General features: G+C 57.7%; 15 protein-coding genes. 6 read left to right on the top strand and 9 right to left on the bottom strand.

Annotation, left to right across the window (positions count from 1 at the left end; genetic code table 11):
* Window positions 1-133: 133 nt before the first annotated feature.
* From rdgB to BLL52_RS09575, 3 genes are read right to left on the bottom strand one after another with little or no spacing between them, the layout of a single operon-like run.
* Window positions 134-733: an RdgB/HAM1 family non-canonical purine NTP pyrophosphatase gene (gene rdgB, locus BLL52_RS09585; protein ID WP_075586461.1), complete on the bottom strand. Its 600-nt coding sequence runs from the start codon at window positions 731-733 to the stop codon at window positions 134-136.
* Window positions 734-786: 53 nt separating this feature from the next.
* The gene (gene rph / locus BLL52_RS09580; protein ID WP_075586460.1) at window positions 787-1,554 is read right to left on the bottom strand and encodes a ribonuclease PH; all 768 of its coding nucleotides are present in this window, start codon (window positions 1,552-1,554) and stop codon (window positions 787-789) included.
* Window positions 1,547-2,794: an RNA-guided endonuclease InsQ/TnpB family protein gene (locus BLL52_RS09575; RefSeq protein WP_075586459.1), complete on the bottom strand. Its 1,248-nt coding sequence runs from the start codon at window positions 2,792-2,794 to the stop codon at window positions 1,547-1,549. The genes rph and BLL52_RS09575 overlap by 8 nt, the downstream gene beginning before the upstream one ends.
* Window positions 2,795-2,814: 20 nt before the next feature.
* Here BLL52_RS09575 and tnpA point away from each other — a divergent pair, with 20 nt between their 5' ends.
* A complete protein-coding gene (gene tnpA, locus BLL52_RS09570; protein ID WP_075586458.1) occupies window positions 2,815-3,231 on the top strand; it encodes an IS200/IS605 family transposase in 417 nt (138 codons plus the stop codon).
* Window positions 3,232-3,626: 395 nt separating this feature from the next.
* On the opposite strand, the gene BLL52_RS09560 is transcribed toward tnpA, so the two are convergent.
* Both BLL52_RS09560 and BLL52_RS09555 read right to left on the bottom strand, forming a co-directional pair.
* Window positions 3,627-4,541, bottom strand: a complete 915-nt coding sequence (locus tag BLL52_RS09560; RefSeq protein WP_075586456.1) for a PP2C family protein-serine/threonine phosphatase — start codon at window positions 4,539-4,541, stop codon at window positions 3,627-3,629.
* Window positions 4,538-5,545 carry a serine/threonine protein kinase gene (locus BLL52_RS09555; protein WP_075586455.1) on the bottom strand — a complete coding sequence of 336 codons (1,008 nt, stop codon included), beginning with the start codon at window positions 5,543-5,545 and terminating at the stop codon, window positions 4,538-4,540. Before BLL52_RS09555 ends, BLL52_RS09560 begins: the two co-directional genes overlap by 4 nt.
* A gap of 76 nt (window positions 5,546-5,621) precedes the next feature.
* Here BLL52_RS09555 and BLL52_RS09550 point away from each other — a divergent pair, with 76 nt between their 5' ends.
* From BLL52_RS09550 to BLL52_RS09530, 5 genes are all read left to right on the top strand, one after another.
* Window positions 5,622-6,539: a YicC/YloC family endoribonuclease gene (locus BLL52_RS09550; RefSeq protein WP_075586454.1), complete on the top strand. Its 918-nt coding sequence runs from the start codon at window positions 5,622-5,624 to the stop codon at window positions 6,537-6,539.
* Window positions 6,540-6,543: 4 nt separating this feature from the next.
* Window positions 6,544-7,164 (top strand): guanylate kinase, encoded by a 621-nt coding sequence (gmk, locus tag BLL52_RS09545; protein ID WP_075586453.1) that lies wholly within the window; start codon window positions 6,544-6,546, stop codon window positions 7,162-7,164.
* Window positions 7,165-7,191: 27 nt separating this feature from the next.
* Window positions 7,192-7,395 (top strand): DNA-directed RNA polymerase subunit omega, encoded by a 204-nt coding sequence (gene rpoZ / locus BLL52_RS09540; RefSeq protein WP_075586452.1) that lies wholly within the window; start codon window positions 7,192-7,194, stop codon window positions 7,393-7,395.
* Window positions 7,396-7,488: 93 nt separating this feature from the next.
* The gene (locus tag BLL52_RS09535; RefSeq protein ID WP_075586451.1) at window positions 7,489-9,774 is read left to right on the top strand and encodes a RelA/SpoT family protein; all 2,286 of its coding nucleotides are present in this window, start codon (window positions 7,489-7,491) and stop codon (window positions 9,772-9,774) included.
* Window positions 9,775-10,077: 303 nt separating this feature from the next.
* On the top strand, window positions 10,078-11,499 hold the full coding sequence (locus BLL52_RS09530) for a tyrosine-type recombinase/integrase (RefSeq protein WP_338065743.1): 1,422 nt from the start codon (window positions 10,078-10,080) through the stop codon (window positions 11,497-11,499).
* 87 nt (window positions 11,500-11,586) lie between these two features.
* On the opposite strand, the gene BLL52_RS09525 is transcribed toward BLL52_RS09530, so the two are convergent.
* From BLL52_RS09525 to BLL52_RS09510, 4 genes are read right to left on the bottom strand one after another with little or no spacing between them, the layout of a single operon-like run.
* Window positions 11,587-12,087: a hypothetical protein gene (locus tag BLL52_RS09525; RefSeq protein ID WP_139313357.1), complete on the bottom strand. Its 501-nt coding sequence runs from the start codon at window positions 12,085-12,087 to the stop codon at window positions 11,587-11,589.
* A gap of 38 nt (window positions 12,088-12,125) precedes the next feature.
* Window positions 12,126-13,841, bottom strand: a complete 1,716-nt coding sequence (locus tag BLL52_RS09520) for an IS1634 family transposase (RefSeq protein WP_075586448.1) — start codon at window positions 13,839-13,841, stop codon at window positions 12,126-12,128.
* Window positions 13,842-13,901: 60 nt separating this feature from the next.
* Window positions 13,902-14,417 carry a hypothetical protein gene (locus tag BLL52_RS09515; RefSeq protein ID WP_075586447.1) on the bottom strand — a complete coding sequence of 172 codons (516 nt, stop codon included), beginning with the start codon at window positions 14,415-14,417 and terminating at the stop codon, window positions 13,902-13,904.
* Between the two features lie 33 nt (window positions 14,418-14,450).
* Window positions 14,451-15,176 (bottom strand): hypothetical protein, encoded by a 726-nt coding sequence (locus BLL52_RS09510; protein ID WP_139313356.1) that lies wholly within the window; start codon window positions 15,174-15,176, stop codon window positions 14,451-14,453.
* Between the last annotated feature and the right edge of the window lie 93 nt (window positions 15,177-15,269).

Genomic DNA, 15,269 nt, shown 5'->3' with positions numbered 1-15,269 from the left:
TCCAGCGAGGTGGGGACTTTGGGCGGCTGACGATTTCTGGTACCCCAGTATGAGGAAGCCGCCCAAAGGTCCCGCCTCGCGGGTTGAGCCATATGTCGCAACGGAAAAGCGTTGACCGCAGGGCCGGCCGCCGTCACAGCCACCGCTCACGCATCAGCGCCACCATGGCCGCTACCGCCCTGCCCCGATGACTGTGGGCGTTCTTTACCTCGGTCGGCAACTGCGCAAACGTCTTGCCAAACTCAGGGATGAACATCACCGGATCGAACCCAAAACCATTAGAACCCAGCCGCTCGCGCGCAATCTCCCCCACCACCCGGCCCACCGCCACCAGTGGCTCGGGGTCTTGCGGGCGGCGCACTGCCACCAGCGTGCTGACCATGGCGGCGCGGCGGTTGTCCAGACCCGCCATTTGCTCCAGCAATGCTTGCACATTGTTGTCGTCACTTTTGGGGTAGCCAAACTGGGTCGCGTAATACGCAGTTTGCACGCCTGGCAGGCCACCAAAGGCATCCACACACAAACCCGCATCGTCGGCCACCGCTGGCAGACCGCTGTGCTGGGCCGCGTGGCGGGCTTTGGCCAGGGCGTTTTCAATGAAGGTGTGATACGGCTCAGCCGCCTCGGGAATGCCCAGGCTGCCCTGGGTGATGAGCTCAAAACCCAGCGGCGCAAACATGGCTTGCAGCTCGGCCAGCTTGCCGGAGTTATTCGATGCCAAAACAATTTTCATATAAGAAATAAGGCTCTAGCCCTTATGAACAAAGCGCTAGTAGCTATCAATTTTCAAGCACTCTTTTGCAAGACGATGAGCTCACGGATGCCCTTGTCGGCCAGCGCCAGCAGCGCGTCCATCTCGGCGCGGGTAAACGCCGCACCCTCGGCCGTGCCCTGCACTTCCACATAGTGGCCGGCGCCGGTCATGACCACGTTCATGTCGGTGTCACAGGCGGCGTCTTCCACATACTCCAGATCCAGCAGCGGCGTGCCTTGGACGATGCCCACCGAGATGGCGGCCACGTGGTTCAGGATCGGCGACTGGGCGATCTTGCCCTGCGCCAGCAGCCAGTTGACCGCATCCTGCGCTGCCACAAACGCGCCGGTAATGGCTGCGGTACGGGTGCCGCCGTCTGCTTGCAGCACATCGCAGTCCAGTTGGATGGTGCGCTCGCCCAGCAGTTTCAAGTCAAAAACGCTGCGCAGCGCGCGGCCAATCAGGCGCTGGATCTCCTGCGTGCGGCCCGACTGCTTGCCACGCGCGGCCTCGCGGTCGCTGCGGGTGTGGGTGGCGCGCGGCAGCATGCCGTATTCGGCGGTGACCCAGCCCTGGGCGCTGCCTTTTTTGTGGCCGGGCACCTTCTCTTCGACCGAGGCAGTGCAAAGCACTTTGGTGTTGCCAAACGCAATCAGCACCGAGCCCTCGGCATGCATGGTGTAGTTGCGAATGATGGACACCGGGCGCATGGCATCCACAGCGCGCGCGTCCACGCGTGAAAAATCAGTCTTGACATCCTCCCCGCCGCGCGCGACGGGGATTCCTACGGTGCTACGCATGAGAAACCTCGTGCATAGTCGCTTCGGTGGGCTCCTGCTTCACTGAGGCTGGTTTCGCCTTGGGCTTGCGCCCCAGGCCAGAGCCGTCCTCTGCACAGGCTGCAACGCGGTGTCCCCGCGCCAATACATTCATTGCGCCGACGACATCGGCGTTTTCCTCATAGCCACAATCGACACAAAAGAACTTCGATTGCGTGAGCCGATTCTCTTTGGCGTTATGCCCGCAGCACGGGCACGTTCTGCTCGTGTTGTGCGCAGGCACGGCCACCAGCGTCCCGCCATTCCAGCCGAGTTTGTACTCCAGTTGGCGGCGAAACTCGAACCAGCCTTGGTCGAGGATGGCTTTGTTCAGGCCAGACTTGGCCCGAACGTTTTTACCCGGTTTTTCAGTATCGCCTGCCGCTGACTTGGACATGTTCCGTACCCGCAAATCCTCGATACACACAAAAGCGTGGTTTTGGCTGATCGTTGTTGAGGTCTTGTGCAGATAGTCGCGCCGGGCGTTACTGATACGGGTGTGCGTGTTTTGCACTCTCCTTTTGGCTTTGAGCCAATTTTTGCTGAACTTGACTTTGCGGCTCATGCGCCGCTGGTAACGGGCCAAGCGTTGTTCGTGCTTTTTGAAGCTGTTAAGCGGGGCAACGAACGTGCCGTCCGACAGCGTGGCAAAGCGCGTGATGCCCATGTCGATACCAATGGCTGTGGTCGCCGTTGGCACCGGCTGCTCGACTTCACGCTCAGTTTGAATACTCACGTACCACCTGCCAGCATTCAGGCTGATGGTGGCGTTCTTGAGCGTGCCAAGCACCTCACGGCTTAGGCGCAAACGCATCCAACCCAGCTTAGGCAGGAAGATGCGGCCATTGCCAGCGTCGAGTTTGAACTGCTTGGCATCGGGGTAGCGAAAGCTCTCGCCACTGCCTTTGCGTTTGAAACGCGGGAAGTCTGCGCGTTTGGCGAAGAAGTTCTTGTATGCACGCTCCAGGTCTTTAAGGGCGTGCTGCAACGGGTGACAAGGGGCATCTTTGAGCCACGGCGTCTCGGCTCCATTACGCCAATCGGTCAGACGCTTGGCCATGGCCACATAGCCGATGAACTTCTCGCCCGCTTGCGTGTTGGCTTTTTGCAGCGCCAGTGCCTTGTTAAATACGAATCGGCACGCACCAGAAAACCGGCGCATGTCGCGCTGCTGCTCCCCATTGGGAATGAGTTCGAATCTGTAGGCTTGAAGGCGCTGCATGCATAAATTATACTTGGCCTATGAGAAATAATCCAGATATTCGCCACGGTAGACACTGTGTATTTTTGATGCACGTTCATTTGGTCTTCGTTACAAAATACCGGCGCGAGGTGTTCACCAAAGAAATCCTAGATGCCTTGCACGTCATCTTCGCGCAAACTTGTCTTGACTTTGAGGCTGAACTCGTTGAGTTTGACGGGGAAGATGACCACGTTCACCTGTTGGTGAACTACCCGCCCAAAGTGTCCGTGTCATCGCTGGTGAACAGTCTCAAGGGAGTATCGAGTCGCATGGTGCGGCAAAAGAACTTTCCCAGTATTCGAAAGAAGCTCTGGGGCAATGCGCTTTGGTCCCCCAGCTACTTCGCGGGCAGTTGTGGTGGGGCACCGATTGCAGTGATTCGACAGTACATCGAGCAGCAGCAAACACCACACTGAAAGCGCAGCATTGGCCGCGCCAAAACAGAACCCAGCACACCTATGGTGTCCGCGCTATCCTCTGCGCCCTGAAGGACGAAGTTTGCCGCGCATCTCGATCAAGACACCTTTTCAAATGTAAATCAAAGCCTTACGCAAAATTGTCCCAGCTAGCAGCCTGTCTGACTTTCGGCATCGAAGCGAAATTCGGCCCCAGCGAGGACAGTTTTTGCCGGATTTGCAGCCCCATAGCCTGGCTAAGGGGCGAAAAGACGGTAAAAAATGGACCGCTGCGGTCGAATTGCAGCCGATGCTTGCGCAAGTCCGACAGGCTGCCATGCTCGCCCACGCAGGCAGTACACCTGGTACGGCAAGTGGACGCAACGACGCTGGGGCGGCTTTGCGTAAGTCTGTCATCAGGCTTTTTTCTGCGCCGAGCGGCGAATAGCTGCGTTAATCTCGGCAATGCTTCGCTCAATGGCTTGATCGTCCAGATCGTCTGCCTCCGAATCCAGCCATCCCGCCTGCACGGTGGAGGCAAACACGCCGTCCAGAATCGAGTCAGTGGTGATGGCGGCGCGGGTGGTCTCAAAGGTGTCCGGCGTTTCCCACTCCAGCGCCAGGCATGTGACATTGTCTGAGTGGCTGCCAGCCAGGCGCAGGGCTTTTTCTACCAGATCCGGCACCGCCAAATCCACCGGCTTTTGCATCAGGTCAGCCACGATGTCTTGTTCGCTCAATGCCGACCACAGGCCGTCGGAGCAGAGCATGACGCGGTCGCCCTGTTGCAAGTTGACCGGCCCCACCAGGTCATAGACCGGTCGGGTCGGCGAGCCCAGGCAGGTGAACAGCACGTTGCGGTTTCTGACGTTGTCAGACCGCAGCGCTGAGGGTTTGAGCAAGTCCTGCTCCAGCAGCGAGTGGTCACGCGATCGCATCAGTAGCTCAGCCTGGCGGATCAGGTACAGCCGCGAGTCGCCGCAGTGCGTCCAGGACATGGCGCCGTTTTGGATGACAGCCAGCACCACCGTAGTGCGAGGCGCGTCCAGCATGCCCCGGTCGTTGGCGTAGCGCAAGATTTGCCGATGCGCCGATCGCACCGCGTTGTTCAAAAAACCAGCCACATTGGCCAGCTCAGGCTTGGCTTCTTTCTGAAACAGGGCAGCCATGGTCTGAATGGCCAGTTGCGCGGCCACTTCGCCCTCCGGGTGGCCGCCCATGCCGTCAGCCAGCATGAACATCGCCGAGCCGCTGGTGTAGCAGTAGCCCATGCGGTCTTCGTTTTTGTCCCGTGCGCCTTTGCGACTCACCTGAAAAACGGAGAACTTCATTTCACCTTGTTGCTCGGCACGGTGGCCTTGAGCACGGTCTTTTTGGTACCAGAGACCATGTTGTCAAACTGCAGACGCACTTTTTCGCTCACACTCAGGCGGGTGTAGCGGCGCTCACCAGGGCTGTTGAGCTCTTTTTGCAGCGCAAATACCGACTGTGGCCGAGACAAGGGGTCAAGCATCATGCACCACTGCACCACTTCAATCAGGTTGTCGGAATACACGCCTTGCAGCCGCTTGAAGGCCTGCACCAAGGGGTCGGCGCTGACCCGCTGCGGTGCCTCGTTGGGCGGAAAACCCTGCATACAGGCAAAGATGCAAGCGCCAATCGCGTAAATATCGGTCCACGGACCCATGGTGCTGTCGCGCCGGTACATTTCGGGCGCAGCAAAACCGGGGGTGTACATCGGGCGGATGAAGTTGCCTTCTTTGCTGAGCACCTCACGGGCAGCGCCAAAGTCAATCAGCACCGCCTTGTTGTCATCGGTGATGAAAATATTCGCCGGTTTAATGTCCAGGTGCAGCATCTTGTGCTGATGCACGATGCGCAAGCCGCGCAAAATTTCTTCAAACAGCGAGCGGATGGTCGACTCGCGAAAAACCTTGGGTTGCTTCAGGTCGCGCGCGATGATGATGAAGTCCTGCAGGCTGGCACCCTCCAGGTAGTTCATCACCATATAGACGGTGTCGTTTTCCCGAAAGAAATTCATCACGCTCACCACCGATGGGTGGGAGATCTGCGCCAGCGAGCGGCCTTCTTCAAAAAAACTTTTCAACCCGAGTCGGTAAAGCGACAGCTTTTCCGGGGCCACCTGCGGCACCAGCTCACCGGCTTCGCGGGTGGTGAGTGAGGCTGGCAAATACTCCTTGATCGCAACTTGCTGGCCTTCGGCGTCGGTGGCCAGATAGACCACACCAAAACCACCGGCAGCCACCTTGCGAACAACCTGGTAGCCGCCAATCAGGGTTCCGGGGGGCAATGGCGATGGCTTGACCTTGGACATATTTTTAAGTTGGGGAGCGGCTTGTCGGGTAAGAACCGGGTTATTCTCAAAAGCACCTTATCAGAAGAACACCGCAATGTCAGTTTACAGCATGACTGGTTATGCCAGCGCCCAACACACCCCTGCCAGAGAGTGCGCTGAAGGCGACGCCAGGAACACCGCCAGCAGCCGGTTGGGCATCGAAATCAGGGCAGTCAACAGCCGCTTTTTGGACTTATCTTTTCGCTTGCCTGAAGAATTGCGCGGTTGCGAGCCTGCCTTGCGAGACAAGCTCAACGCCCGGCTCAAACGCGGCAAGGTGGAGCTACGCGCTGCCATCGACAGCGCTGGCGCCAGCGTCGTCTGCGAGCCTTCCACCCGGCTGCTGCAACGCCTGAACGCCATCCAGGACAACGTCAAAGCCTGGCTGCCCGCAGCGCAGCCGCTCAGCGTGGCCGAAGTGATCCGTCTGGCGGTGGACGAATCCGCACCCAGCAAAGATTGGCAAGCACCAGCACTGGCGCTGGCCGACACGGTACTTGATGCCCTGCTGTCGGCCCGCGAACGCGAAGGCGCGCGCCTAGCCGCCATGCTGTTTGACCGCATCGCGCTACTGCGTACCCTGGCTGCCAAAGCCGAGCCACTCATCCCGCAGTTGGTCGCACAGCAACGTCAGCGCTTTCTTGACCGCTGGTCCCAGGCCATGGCGTTGACCGAGGGCCAGGCCACGTCTGACATGGCGCAAGACCGGGCTTTGACCGAAGCCACCGCATTCGCCATCCGCATTGACGTGGCTGAAGAGCTCACCCGGCTGGCGTCACATCTGGACGAGCTTGAGCGGCTGGTGAAAAAAGGCGGCGAAATCGGCAAGCGGCTCGACTTTTTGATTCAGGAATTGCACCGCGAAGCCAACACGCTGGGATCCAAATCCGCCGCACTGGAACTCACCCATATTTCCGTCGACATGAAAGTGCTGATCGAGCAAATGCGCGAACAGGTACAAAACATCGAGTAACTCTATGGACTACCCGGGCAATCTCTTCGTTGTCGCCGCGCCCAGCGGAGCGGGCAAATCCAGTCTGGTCAAAACCTTGATGGAGCTTGACTCGCATGTGCAGCCCTCGGTGTCCCACACCACCCGGGCGCCGCGCGGCCAGGAAAAACACGGGCGTGAGTATTTTTTCGTCTCCGAGACAGAATTCGACGCGATGGTGCAGGCCAATGCGTTTGTTGAGTGGGCGCACGTTCACAACCATCGCTACGGCACTTCCAAAAAAGCCATTGAAGAGCGCATGAGCCAGGGTGCCGATGTGATTTTGGAGATTGATTTTCAGGGTGCCCTGCAGATCAAACAAATCTTCGCCAACGCGGCCACGATCTTTATCCTGCCTCCGAGCTGGGAAGAACTGCGCTCCCGGCTGGAGCGACGCGGTGAAGACTCGTCCGAGGTGATAGAAGTGCGGCTGCAGAACGCTGCCCTAGAGATGGCGCAGGTGCAACAGTTTGACTTCGTTATAATCAACGAGTCGTTTGACCGGGCCGTGTTTGATCTTAAATCCATCGTCCACGCTCAGCGGCTCAAGTATCTAGCGCAGCGACGCGCTAGAGCTGAAACATTTAAAGCACTGCATATTTCCTAGTGCACCCACCCGGTTTTTGGAGAAGTCATGGCCCGTATCACCGTTGAAGACTGCCTGTTGCAGATTCCCAATCGCTTTCAGCTGGTATTGGCTGCGTCGTACCGTGCGCGCATGCTCAGCCAAGGCCACGCCCCCAAAGTTGAGAGCAAAAACAAACCCGGCGTGACGGCCTTGCGCGAAATTGCTGCGGGCAAGATCGGTATTGAGATGCTGAAAAAAGTGCCTCTCTGATCTGCGCTCTTCCGGCATCAAATCAAGCACCGCTTTGCGGTGCTTTTTTGTTACTGTTGTTGGAAAACCCTGAGCGCAAGCTATATTAAAGGGATGAGTAACCCCGTCAAGCCAGAACCAGCAGCCAGCACGGGCGCGCCCAAGGCAGCTGCTACAGCGGTCAGCTTGGCAGGCGTAGACGCCACTGCAGCCAGCTTGGCGAGCTTGACCAACAAGCTGGATTACCTGAGCCCGGCAGATCTGGCCAGCGTTCAAATCGCTTATCGGTTTGCCAATGCGGCGCATCTGGGCCAACTTAGAAACAGCGGCGAGCCTTACATCACCCACCCGATTGCGGTAGCCGCTCAGTGCGCCGAGTGGAAGCTGGATGCCCAGGCGCTGATGGCTGCCCTGCTGCATGACGCCTTGGAAGACTGCGGTGTCACAAAAGAGCAACTCGTCGAACAGTTTGGGCCGTCCGTAGCGGAACTGGTGGATGGGCTGACCAAGCTGGAGAAACTGCACTTCAACACCCGTGAAGAGAATCAGGCCGAGTCGTTTCGCAAAATGTTGCTGGCCATGGCGCGTGATGTTCGCGTCATCCTCATCAAGCTGGCAGACCGCACCCACAACATGCGCACGCTGTCAGACGCACCGCGCGACAAATGGGCACGCATTGCCTCAGAAACTCTGGACATCTACGCACCCATTGCCTACCGGCTGGGCTTGAACCAGACCTACCGCGAACTGCAAGACCTGTCTTTCAAATACCTCAATCCTTGGCGACACACGGTGATGTCCAAGGCAGTGGCGAAAGCCCGTGGGCGTCGCCGTGATCTCATTCAGAAGGTGCAGGCCGATCTGGATGCCACCTTCAAACAGCATCAGATGGCTGTCTGGATCGCTGGCCGCGAGAAAACCACCTACTCCATCTACAAGACGATGGACGAAAAAAATCTGAGTTTCGCGCAAGTAACCGACATTTACGGTTTTCGCATCATTGTCCCCAACCTGATCGACTGCTACACCGCCTTAGGCCTGCTGCACCAGCTTTACAAACCGGTGCCCGGCAAATTCAAGGACCATATCGCGATCAGCAAAATCAATGGTTACCAGTCGCTGCACACCACGCTGGTCGGGCCGTCCGGAATCCATGTGGAGTTTCAATTGCGCACCGAAGTCATGCATTTGGTCGCTGAAACCGGGGTGACAGCGCATTGGCTGTACAAGGAAGTCGCGCGCGGTGACGGCCGCCAAAACGACCGTATGGGCACGCAATGGCTGCAGTCACTGCTGGATATTCAGGACGAGAACCGCGACGCTACTGAGTTTTGGGAACACGTCAAGGTGGATCTGTTTCCGGACGCAGTCTACGTGTTTACCCCCAAGAGCCAGATCATGGCCATGCCAAGAGGGGCTACCGTCATTGACTTTGCCTACGCCATTCACAGCAACGTGGGCGACCATACCTTGTCAGCAAAAGTCAATGGCGACCCGGTTGCCTTGCGCACTGAAATCAAGAACGGCGACGTAATCGAAGTCATCACCGCCCCGCAGGCCAGTCCTAACCCGGCTTGGCTGGGTTTTGTCAGAACCGCCCGCGCGCGCTCCAAAATACGCCAGCACCTCAAAACGCTGAACCAAACCGCTTCTGAGAACCTCGGCGAGAAGATGCTGACGCAAGCACTGCGTGCAGAGGGCATCGAGCACCTTCCCGACGGCTCAGACCAAAATGCTGCTGTTTGGGACAAATTGCTGCGCTTTAGTGGCAACAGAACCCAGTCTGAACTGATGACCGATATTGGTTTGGGCAAGCGCATCGCCAGCATCGTCGCCAAGCGACTGGCCAAACTGCTGTCGGACATCGGTGAAAAACCCGATGCGCTGCTGCTCACCCGCGAGCGCTTCGTCACAGGCGAGAGCATCTCCCAAGGCAGCGTGTCGATCGACGGCAGCGAAAGCACATCGGTTCGCTTTGCGCACTGCTGCAGACCCATTCCGGGCGACAGCATCTTAGGCTACCTGGGGCGCGGCGAAGGCCTCACCATTCACTCTAGCGATTGCCTAGTAGCCAAAAAGCTGCATCACAAAGACAGTGAGCGATTCATCACCGTGGAATGGGCCGAGGAGCCGGTGCGGGCTTTCGAGACCGGTATTGTGGTCACCGTCACCAACGGCAAAGGCGTGCTGGCCAGCGTGGCGAGTGCGCTTGCCTCTGGTGGGGCAGACATCATCCAGGTTGACATGGCCAACGACGCCACCCACGGCGTGCTGGACTTGCGTTTCATCATCGCCGTGCGCGACTTGAACCAGCTCGAAGCCATCTTCAAGCACCTGCGACGCACCACCGCTGTACTCAAAGTGCAGCGATCCAAAAACACCTCACCCATTGCCGATTAAAGCTGCCAGAGCAACACGAGGCATGTGAGCGAAACGGGTGCCCCTAGTAAAAAGCCTGCAACTCATGACAAGTTGCAGGCCTTGCATATGGTGCGGCTAGCAGGAATTGAGCCCACTACCCCTTGGTTCGTAGTCAATAAAAACATAGCTTTATTAGATTCAACCGCGCTCATACTATTTAACAAAATCATTACAAATCAATGACTTGCAACAGTTCAGCATCCAATGTCATCCCAAGATGTACCATGACTGCCAGCGAGAAACGGCAACCGAACGGCAACTGGAAAGTAAGTCTCGGGCAGGATCACACCGGGCGGTGAACGGTCATTCTATTTTCGCTACACCGCCAGCACCGGCCAGCGCGACACCCTTGCGGTGGGCGCATACGATCCCAAAGGCCGGGACGGTTATCTGACCTTGGCCGCAGCCCGCGAAAAGGCTGCGAGCTGGTCGAAGCAATACCAAGACGGTGCGCGCGATCTGCGCCAGCACTTTGCGAAAGTCGAGGCAGACCGCTTGCAAGCAAGCGAAGATGCGCATCAGCAGGCCGACAAAGACAAACGCGCTGCGGCCACGGCAGAGCAACAAGCCGAACTGGACCGGCAGCGTCGGCTGACCGTCAAACAAGTGTTCGAGCGCTGGGCTGCCACCGAGTTGGCCCCACACGTCGGCGGCGACGGCAAGCGCATCGGGCGCAAAGATGGCGGACAGTATGTACGTGAGCAGTTTGACCGGCGGGTGTTTGGCACCTTGGGCGAGATCGCCGTGATGGACGTGCGCAAGGCCGACATTCCCGCCATCCTGGACGCCGTCAAGGCCGAGGGCAAGCTGCGCACCGCCAATATGCTGTTGGCCGACCTCAAACAGATGTTTCGCTTCGCCGCCGAGCGTGAAATCATCGAACACAACCCCATTGAGCTGATCAGCAAACGCAAGGTCGGCGGCAAAGACATCAAGCGCGACCGGGTGCTGTCAAACGACGAATTGGCCGCACTGGTCAAGCAACTGCCAAACGCCAATCTCAGCAAGCGCACTGTCCTCGGACTTTGGTTGATTCTGGCAACCGGCTGCCGTATCGGCGAGCTCATGGGTGCGGTGTGGGCCGATGGCAAACCCCAGCAGCCAGCATTGCAGGCCACCGTGGACGCACACAACGTGGCGCAAAAGTCTGGCGCAGTGCAACTCGGCTTCGTTGATCTGCACGCCCGCACCTGGTACTTGCCCACCACCAAGAACCAACGCGATCACTTGATCCACCTGAGCGACTTCGCCGTAAAGCAGTTCACCGAGTTGGCCACCCTGCGCGAAGCGGATCGCGTCACGGTCGAGCCCCTGGCCTGGGTCTTTCCCGACAGCCGTGGCACCGGGCCTGTGGGTATCAAGTCTTTTGGCAAGCAACTGGCGGACCGCCAAAGCAGCGAAAGCGCGCGCCTGCAAAACAGAACCAAGTCTGTTGATGCGCTGGTGCTGGAAGGCGGCCGCTGGACCGCGCACGACCTGCGCCGCACTGCGTCCACTCTGATGAGTCAATTGGGCATCTCGAACGACGTGATCAACGAATGCGAGAACCACATCAAGCAGGGCATGAGTGGTGTTTACATTCAGGATCGGCGTGAGTCTGAACAGGTCAAGGCGTTCGATGCCTTGGGGCAACGGCTTGCTCTACTTCAGGGCATGGCCGATGGCAGCGTTACCAATGTCGTAGCTATGCAACGGAGTCGTTGACCCCTACCCCGTCAGCCGTGGCCTGGCTATAATATGCCCTTCGAGAGACAAAAATCGGCTTCACGCCGTGAGGTGATTTGGTTCATCCTATATCTCTCGATCCATCCTCCCGACACCCGCTCTACTTTCCAAAGTCAGCGGGTGTTCTTTATTGAAGATTCCAGTTTGCCGCGCGGATTTCTTGCCCTTACGGGTCGGCTCCACATCCAAGTCCAAGACCTCCAGCGTCTGCGGCCATACAAAATTCAGGTATCTGGCCTCGCCGCGCTCATAAAAGCGCTGCAATGCCCACAGGTAGTAATCGACCGCCTGCAAGCCCGCATGGTCCTTGGGCACCGAGCACAACACCTCCGTTGGCTTGGGCTTTGACAAGCCAAAGTCCCGCGTAAACCCGTCGCCCTCTTGGGCAATGGCGTCCACAAATGCCTTGGTGCGGGGTTTGTGACCGCGCTGCGCGAACACGATTTTGTGGTCACTCCAACCGTGCAGGCGAGAAAACAGGTGCCGGGTCAGTTCGTCATACAGCTCGTGGCCGGTAGGGTCGTACCGATACGTGGGGTCCCCAAGTTCGACACTTCCTGCACGCAAGTGATTGATTTCATTAGAAACGGACTTCAAAGCGTAGACTACAAAACAGGCTTAGCCAAGTCAGACGGGGTTGGCGGTGTCAAATCCAGTGCGGTAAACAGCGACTTCTGAGCCGGTGTGATCTCAGTTAAACCCGCCAGCGTTTTGCCATCGCCGCTCTGCACGGTCTGCTGATGAATGCGCTTGAGGCTCTCCAGCAGCGTGCTGGGCGACTCGGATCGCTTCGCAGCTTTCAGGCGCATGCGCATCACCCGGTACAGCACTAGCGCCATGAAGCAAATCAGTGCATGCGCGCGAATGCGCTGAGGCAGCCGGTGGTACACCGGGCCAATCTCGATGTCAGATTTGAGCACCCGAAATCCCCGTTCAATATCGGCCAGACTCTTGTAACGCTGCACCACCTCAGCCGCTGGTGCATTGGTGTTGGTCACCAGCAGCAACTTGCCATCGAGTAGTTCCAGGTAGCGCTTCTTATCCTCATCAATTGAATAGCTGAACAGGTCGGCCTTCAAATCCACCTTGATCAAATGCGCCATATGCGCGTCTTTGACTGCATGGTAGAAGCGTGCTTTGGTCCCCGAATCCGACATCGGGCGGCCTTTGCTTTTGTTCTTTTGACCCGCGCGTTGACTCTCGTCTTGCGCATCGAGTTTGACACTGCACTGCTGGCCCAATTTGAGCAACTCTGCCATCGTGTTGTCACGCGCCGTGGTGCGCCGGTTGGCAGCCACCGGGTCGTGTGCGACCACCAGACGGCTATCGCTCCATTTTGTTTCAACGCACCATTCTTGGGTGGCATCCTGGCCCTTATGCAGTTTTTGCAGATCATCTGCAAAGTCACCATAACGCGCCGCCGGCACCGCCAGGATGTACTCAACGGCGACATCACGGCCATCCTTTTTCAACTGGGCCTGCAACTTGTCCAACTCTTCAATGTTGGCCGTGCTGAGCAGCCCCCGATCGGCAATCAGCACCACACGCTTGAGCGGGTAACGCACCAACAACCCCCGAATCATGGGCAGCAGGGTTTTGGCCTCTGCCGTGTTACCGGGATGTACTTCATGCGCGATGGGCAGGCCCTCGCAGGTTTGCACCAAGGACAACATGAACTGGCGCTCAATCAGGCCCGACTTGGCCAAGCCGTAAGCGCGCACATCGTCTTGCAAATCCGTCTGTCCGGTGACCGCAACCGTGGTGAGGTCATAAAACACCACCGAGAGGTCTTGGTCAATCAGCGGACGCATGAGCGTGGCCAGTCGGAGCTTGAGTTTGTCGCTGTGCTCATCGAGCACGTCCATGGCGCGCAGCAGGTGCTGATGCTCAGTGACGATGCCAGAGCCTGCGGGCAAAGCCACGGTTTGCAGCCAGCGCAGCACACCGAGTTTGCTGCCAGGGTCACACAGGCGGTTGAAGACCATCAGGCGCAAACAGGTCAGAACATCAATCTCTGTTTTGGAGCGCCGCCAAGAAGTCGCCAAATCATCAAAGCCCAAGGTTCGCCAGAGTTCAGACAAGGCCCAGATGTCACCAGCATGGCGACTGTCAGTAAAGCGCAGGTCATCAAGTGCAGACGCAGCAGGGGCAATACCTCGGGCGCGTTGCAAGGAGGCAATCAGGGTGTCAACGTCGCCGCCGGACTCCAGACGACCCAGGGTGCAGACGGTGCGCTGGCGGGGTTTGCCTTCATCATTGCGAAAGGACTCCACCAACTGGGCGTAGCGGCGACCGCCAGACTGGGTGACTTTGATGAACATGGCGCTGAGTGTAGCGCAAGTCAGAAAAAACGAAAACTACCCACCAAATGAAACGTGCCACTACATGCACTTTTTGCTTTCAACCAGAAAATCAACGTAAGTGGTTGAATTCATTGGTAAGCCAGGGCGGGAAAACCAGGAATTCGGAAAAACAGTGTCGAACTTGAGGGGGTCTATCCCGCGCCGCTGCAGGGCATAGTCCACCAGTCGCAACTTGTCGCGCACCACCGCCACAAAGCGAAGATCGTGCAGCGCCAACAACTTATAGACCATGAACCGCACCTCGGGCGGATCATCTTTGGCGTGAAAGTGCACAGCCGTGCGCTTGCGAGCCGGGTCCAGCGAGGGCACATCCTTGAAGAAAGGGTCAGCCACCACGTCTTTGCGCAAGCGCTCCAGGTCGGCAGTCAGCGCGTCCACGTCGCGGCACTCTAGCTTTCCGGCAATAAAGAACCGCGAACAACCCTCGGTTGCCGCAACAACCTTGCCGCCTTTGCCGAAAAGCGTAGGGTCCCCGGCCTCATCCACAAACCAGGTTACAGGGGTCGAATCCTCTGGCTCAGAATTGACGCTCATAGGTTGCCATTTCCAGGGTTGCAATGATTGAAGTCAAAATAGTGCCGTCCCCAATAGCTCAGCGACGTTCGCCCATAGTTCTGAAATCAACTTGCGCTCCGCACTTACAAGCGCTCGGTCACGCAAATCCTTCAAGGGGTACCAGAAACCATCGGGTTCTAGGTAAAACACGCGTTCGTAAATACTGCCCGTGTGCGCCTTGCGCCAGGGCTCGAAGACTTCAGATAGTCGGGTAAATGCGTAGTTCAAACTGTCAACAGGCTCTAAATCTGGCGCTGCGGGCAATGTGACCATGCCCGATTCAATGGCTCGTGGCTCCATACCCTCCAGCAACAAAAACAAGCCACCCTCCTCCACTTTTTTCTTTCGCTGGGCATCGGTCGGGCCACCCAAATGAATGGGTACAAACCGCGTATCGACACTCAATTTAGACGAATGCGTGTGGCGTGTTGCATCTCGCGGCAGCAACAGCGAATAAAGCTTGGAACCCAGCCCCGGCTTTATCGTGAGCGCTACTCTTAACTCCGTACCGGGTTGCAGGATGGCCACACTGCGCTTGGCAGTCAGTGCTTTCAAAAACTTTTTGTCAGAGAAATGAATCTGATCAAGATGGAGCTCCCCACTTGTGCCATCTTTCACCTTCACATCACCGCCATAGAGAAACTCCCATCGCCCTTCCACACGGGTCACCGGTACACGAATGGTTTTTGAACTTAATGGCATAACTTTAATGGGCCAAAGCGGCGCAATTTGAGTCAACGACTTCTGTCAATTGGATCGCAATCTTGTCACGCTCCGCTGCGTAGTGGGCGCGTCGATGATCCTTCGGGCAAATGCGGGAGCTCACGCGGC

The organism is Rhodoferax antarcticus ANT.BR, from assembly GCF_001938565.1.
Taxonomy (GTDB): Bacteria; Pseudomonadota; Gammaproteobacteria; order Burkholderiales; family Burkholderiaceae_C; genus Rhodoferax; species Rhodoferax antarcticus.
Note: the sequence above shows the minus strand (reverse complement) of the source record. Positions and strands in the feature narration are given on the sequence as shown.

What these genes read in the sequence shown, in the direction of transcription:
- rdgB (WP_075586461.1), bottom strand. Translation starts at nt 733, where the DNA reads ATGAAAATTGTTTTGGCATCGAATAACTCCGGCAAGCTGGCCGAGCTG.
- rph (WP_075586460.1), bottom strand. Translation starts at nt 1,554, where the DNA reads ATGCGTAGCACCGTAGGAATCCCCGTCGCGCGCGGCGGGGAGGATGTC.
- BLL52_RS09575 (WP_075586459.1), bottom strand. Translation starts at nt 2,794, where the DNA reads ATGCAGCGCCTTCAAGCCTACAGATTCGAACTCATTCCCAATGGGGAG.
- tnpA (WP_075586458.1), top strand. Translation starts at nt 2,815, where the DNA reads ATGAGAAATAATCCAGATATTCGCCACGGTAGACACTGTGTATTTTTG.
- BLL52_RS09560 (WP_075586456.1), bottom strand. Translation starts at nt 4,541, where the DNA reads ATGAAGTTCTCCGTTTTTCAGGTGAGTCGCAAAGGCGCACGGGACAAA.
- BLL52_RS09555 (WP_075586455.1), bottom strand. Translation starts at nt 5,545, where the DNA reads ATGTCCAAGGTCAAGCCATCGCCATTGCCCCCCGGAACCCTGATTGGC.
- BLL52_RS09550 (WP_075586454.1), top strand. Translation starts at nt 5,622, where the DNA reads ATGTCAGTTTACAGCATGACTGGTTATGCCAGCGCCCAACACACCCCT.
- gmk (WP_075586453.1), top strand. Translation starts at nt 6,544, where the DNA reads ATGGACTACCCGGGCAATCTCTTCGTTGTCGCCGCGCCCAGCGGAGCG.
- rpoZ (WP_075586452.1), top strand. Translation starts at nt 7,192, where the DNA reads ATGGCCCGTATCACCGTTGAAGACTGCCTGTTGCAGATTCCCAATCGC.
- BLL52_RS09535 (WP_075586451.1), top strand. Translation starts at nt 7,489, where the DNA reads ATGAGTAACCCCGTCAAGCCAGAACCAGCAGCCAGCACGGGCGCGCCC.
- BLL52_RS09520 (WP_075586448.1), bottom strand. Translation starts at nt 13,841, where the DNA reads ATGTTCATCAAAGTCACCCAGTCTGGCGGTCGCCGCTACGCCCAGTTG.
- BLL52_RS09515 (WP_075586447.1), bottom strand. Translation starts at nt 14,417, where the DNA reads ATGAGCGTCAATTCTGAGCCAGAGGATTCGACCCCTGTAACCTGGTTT.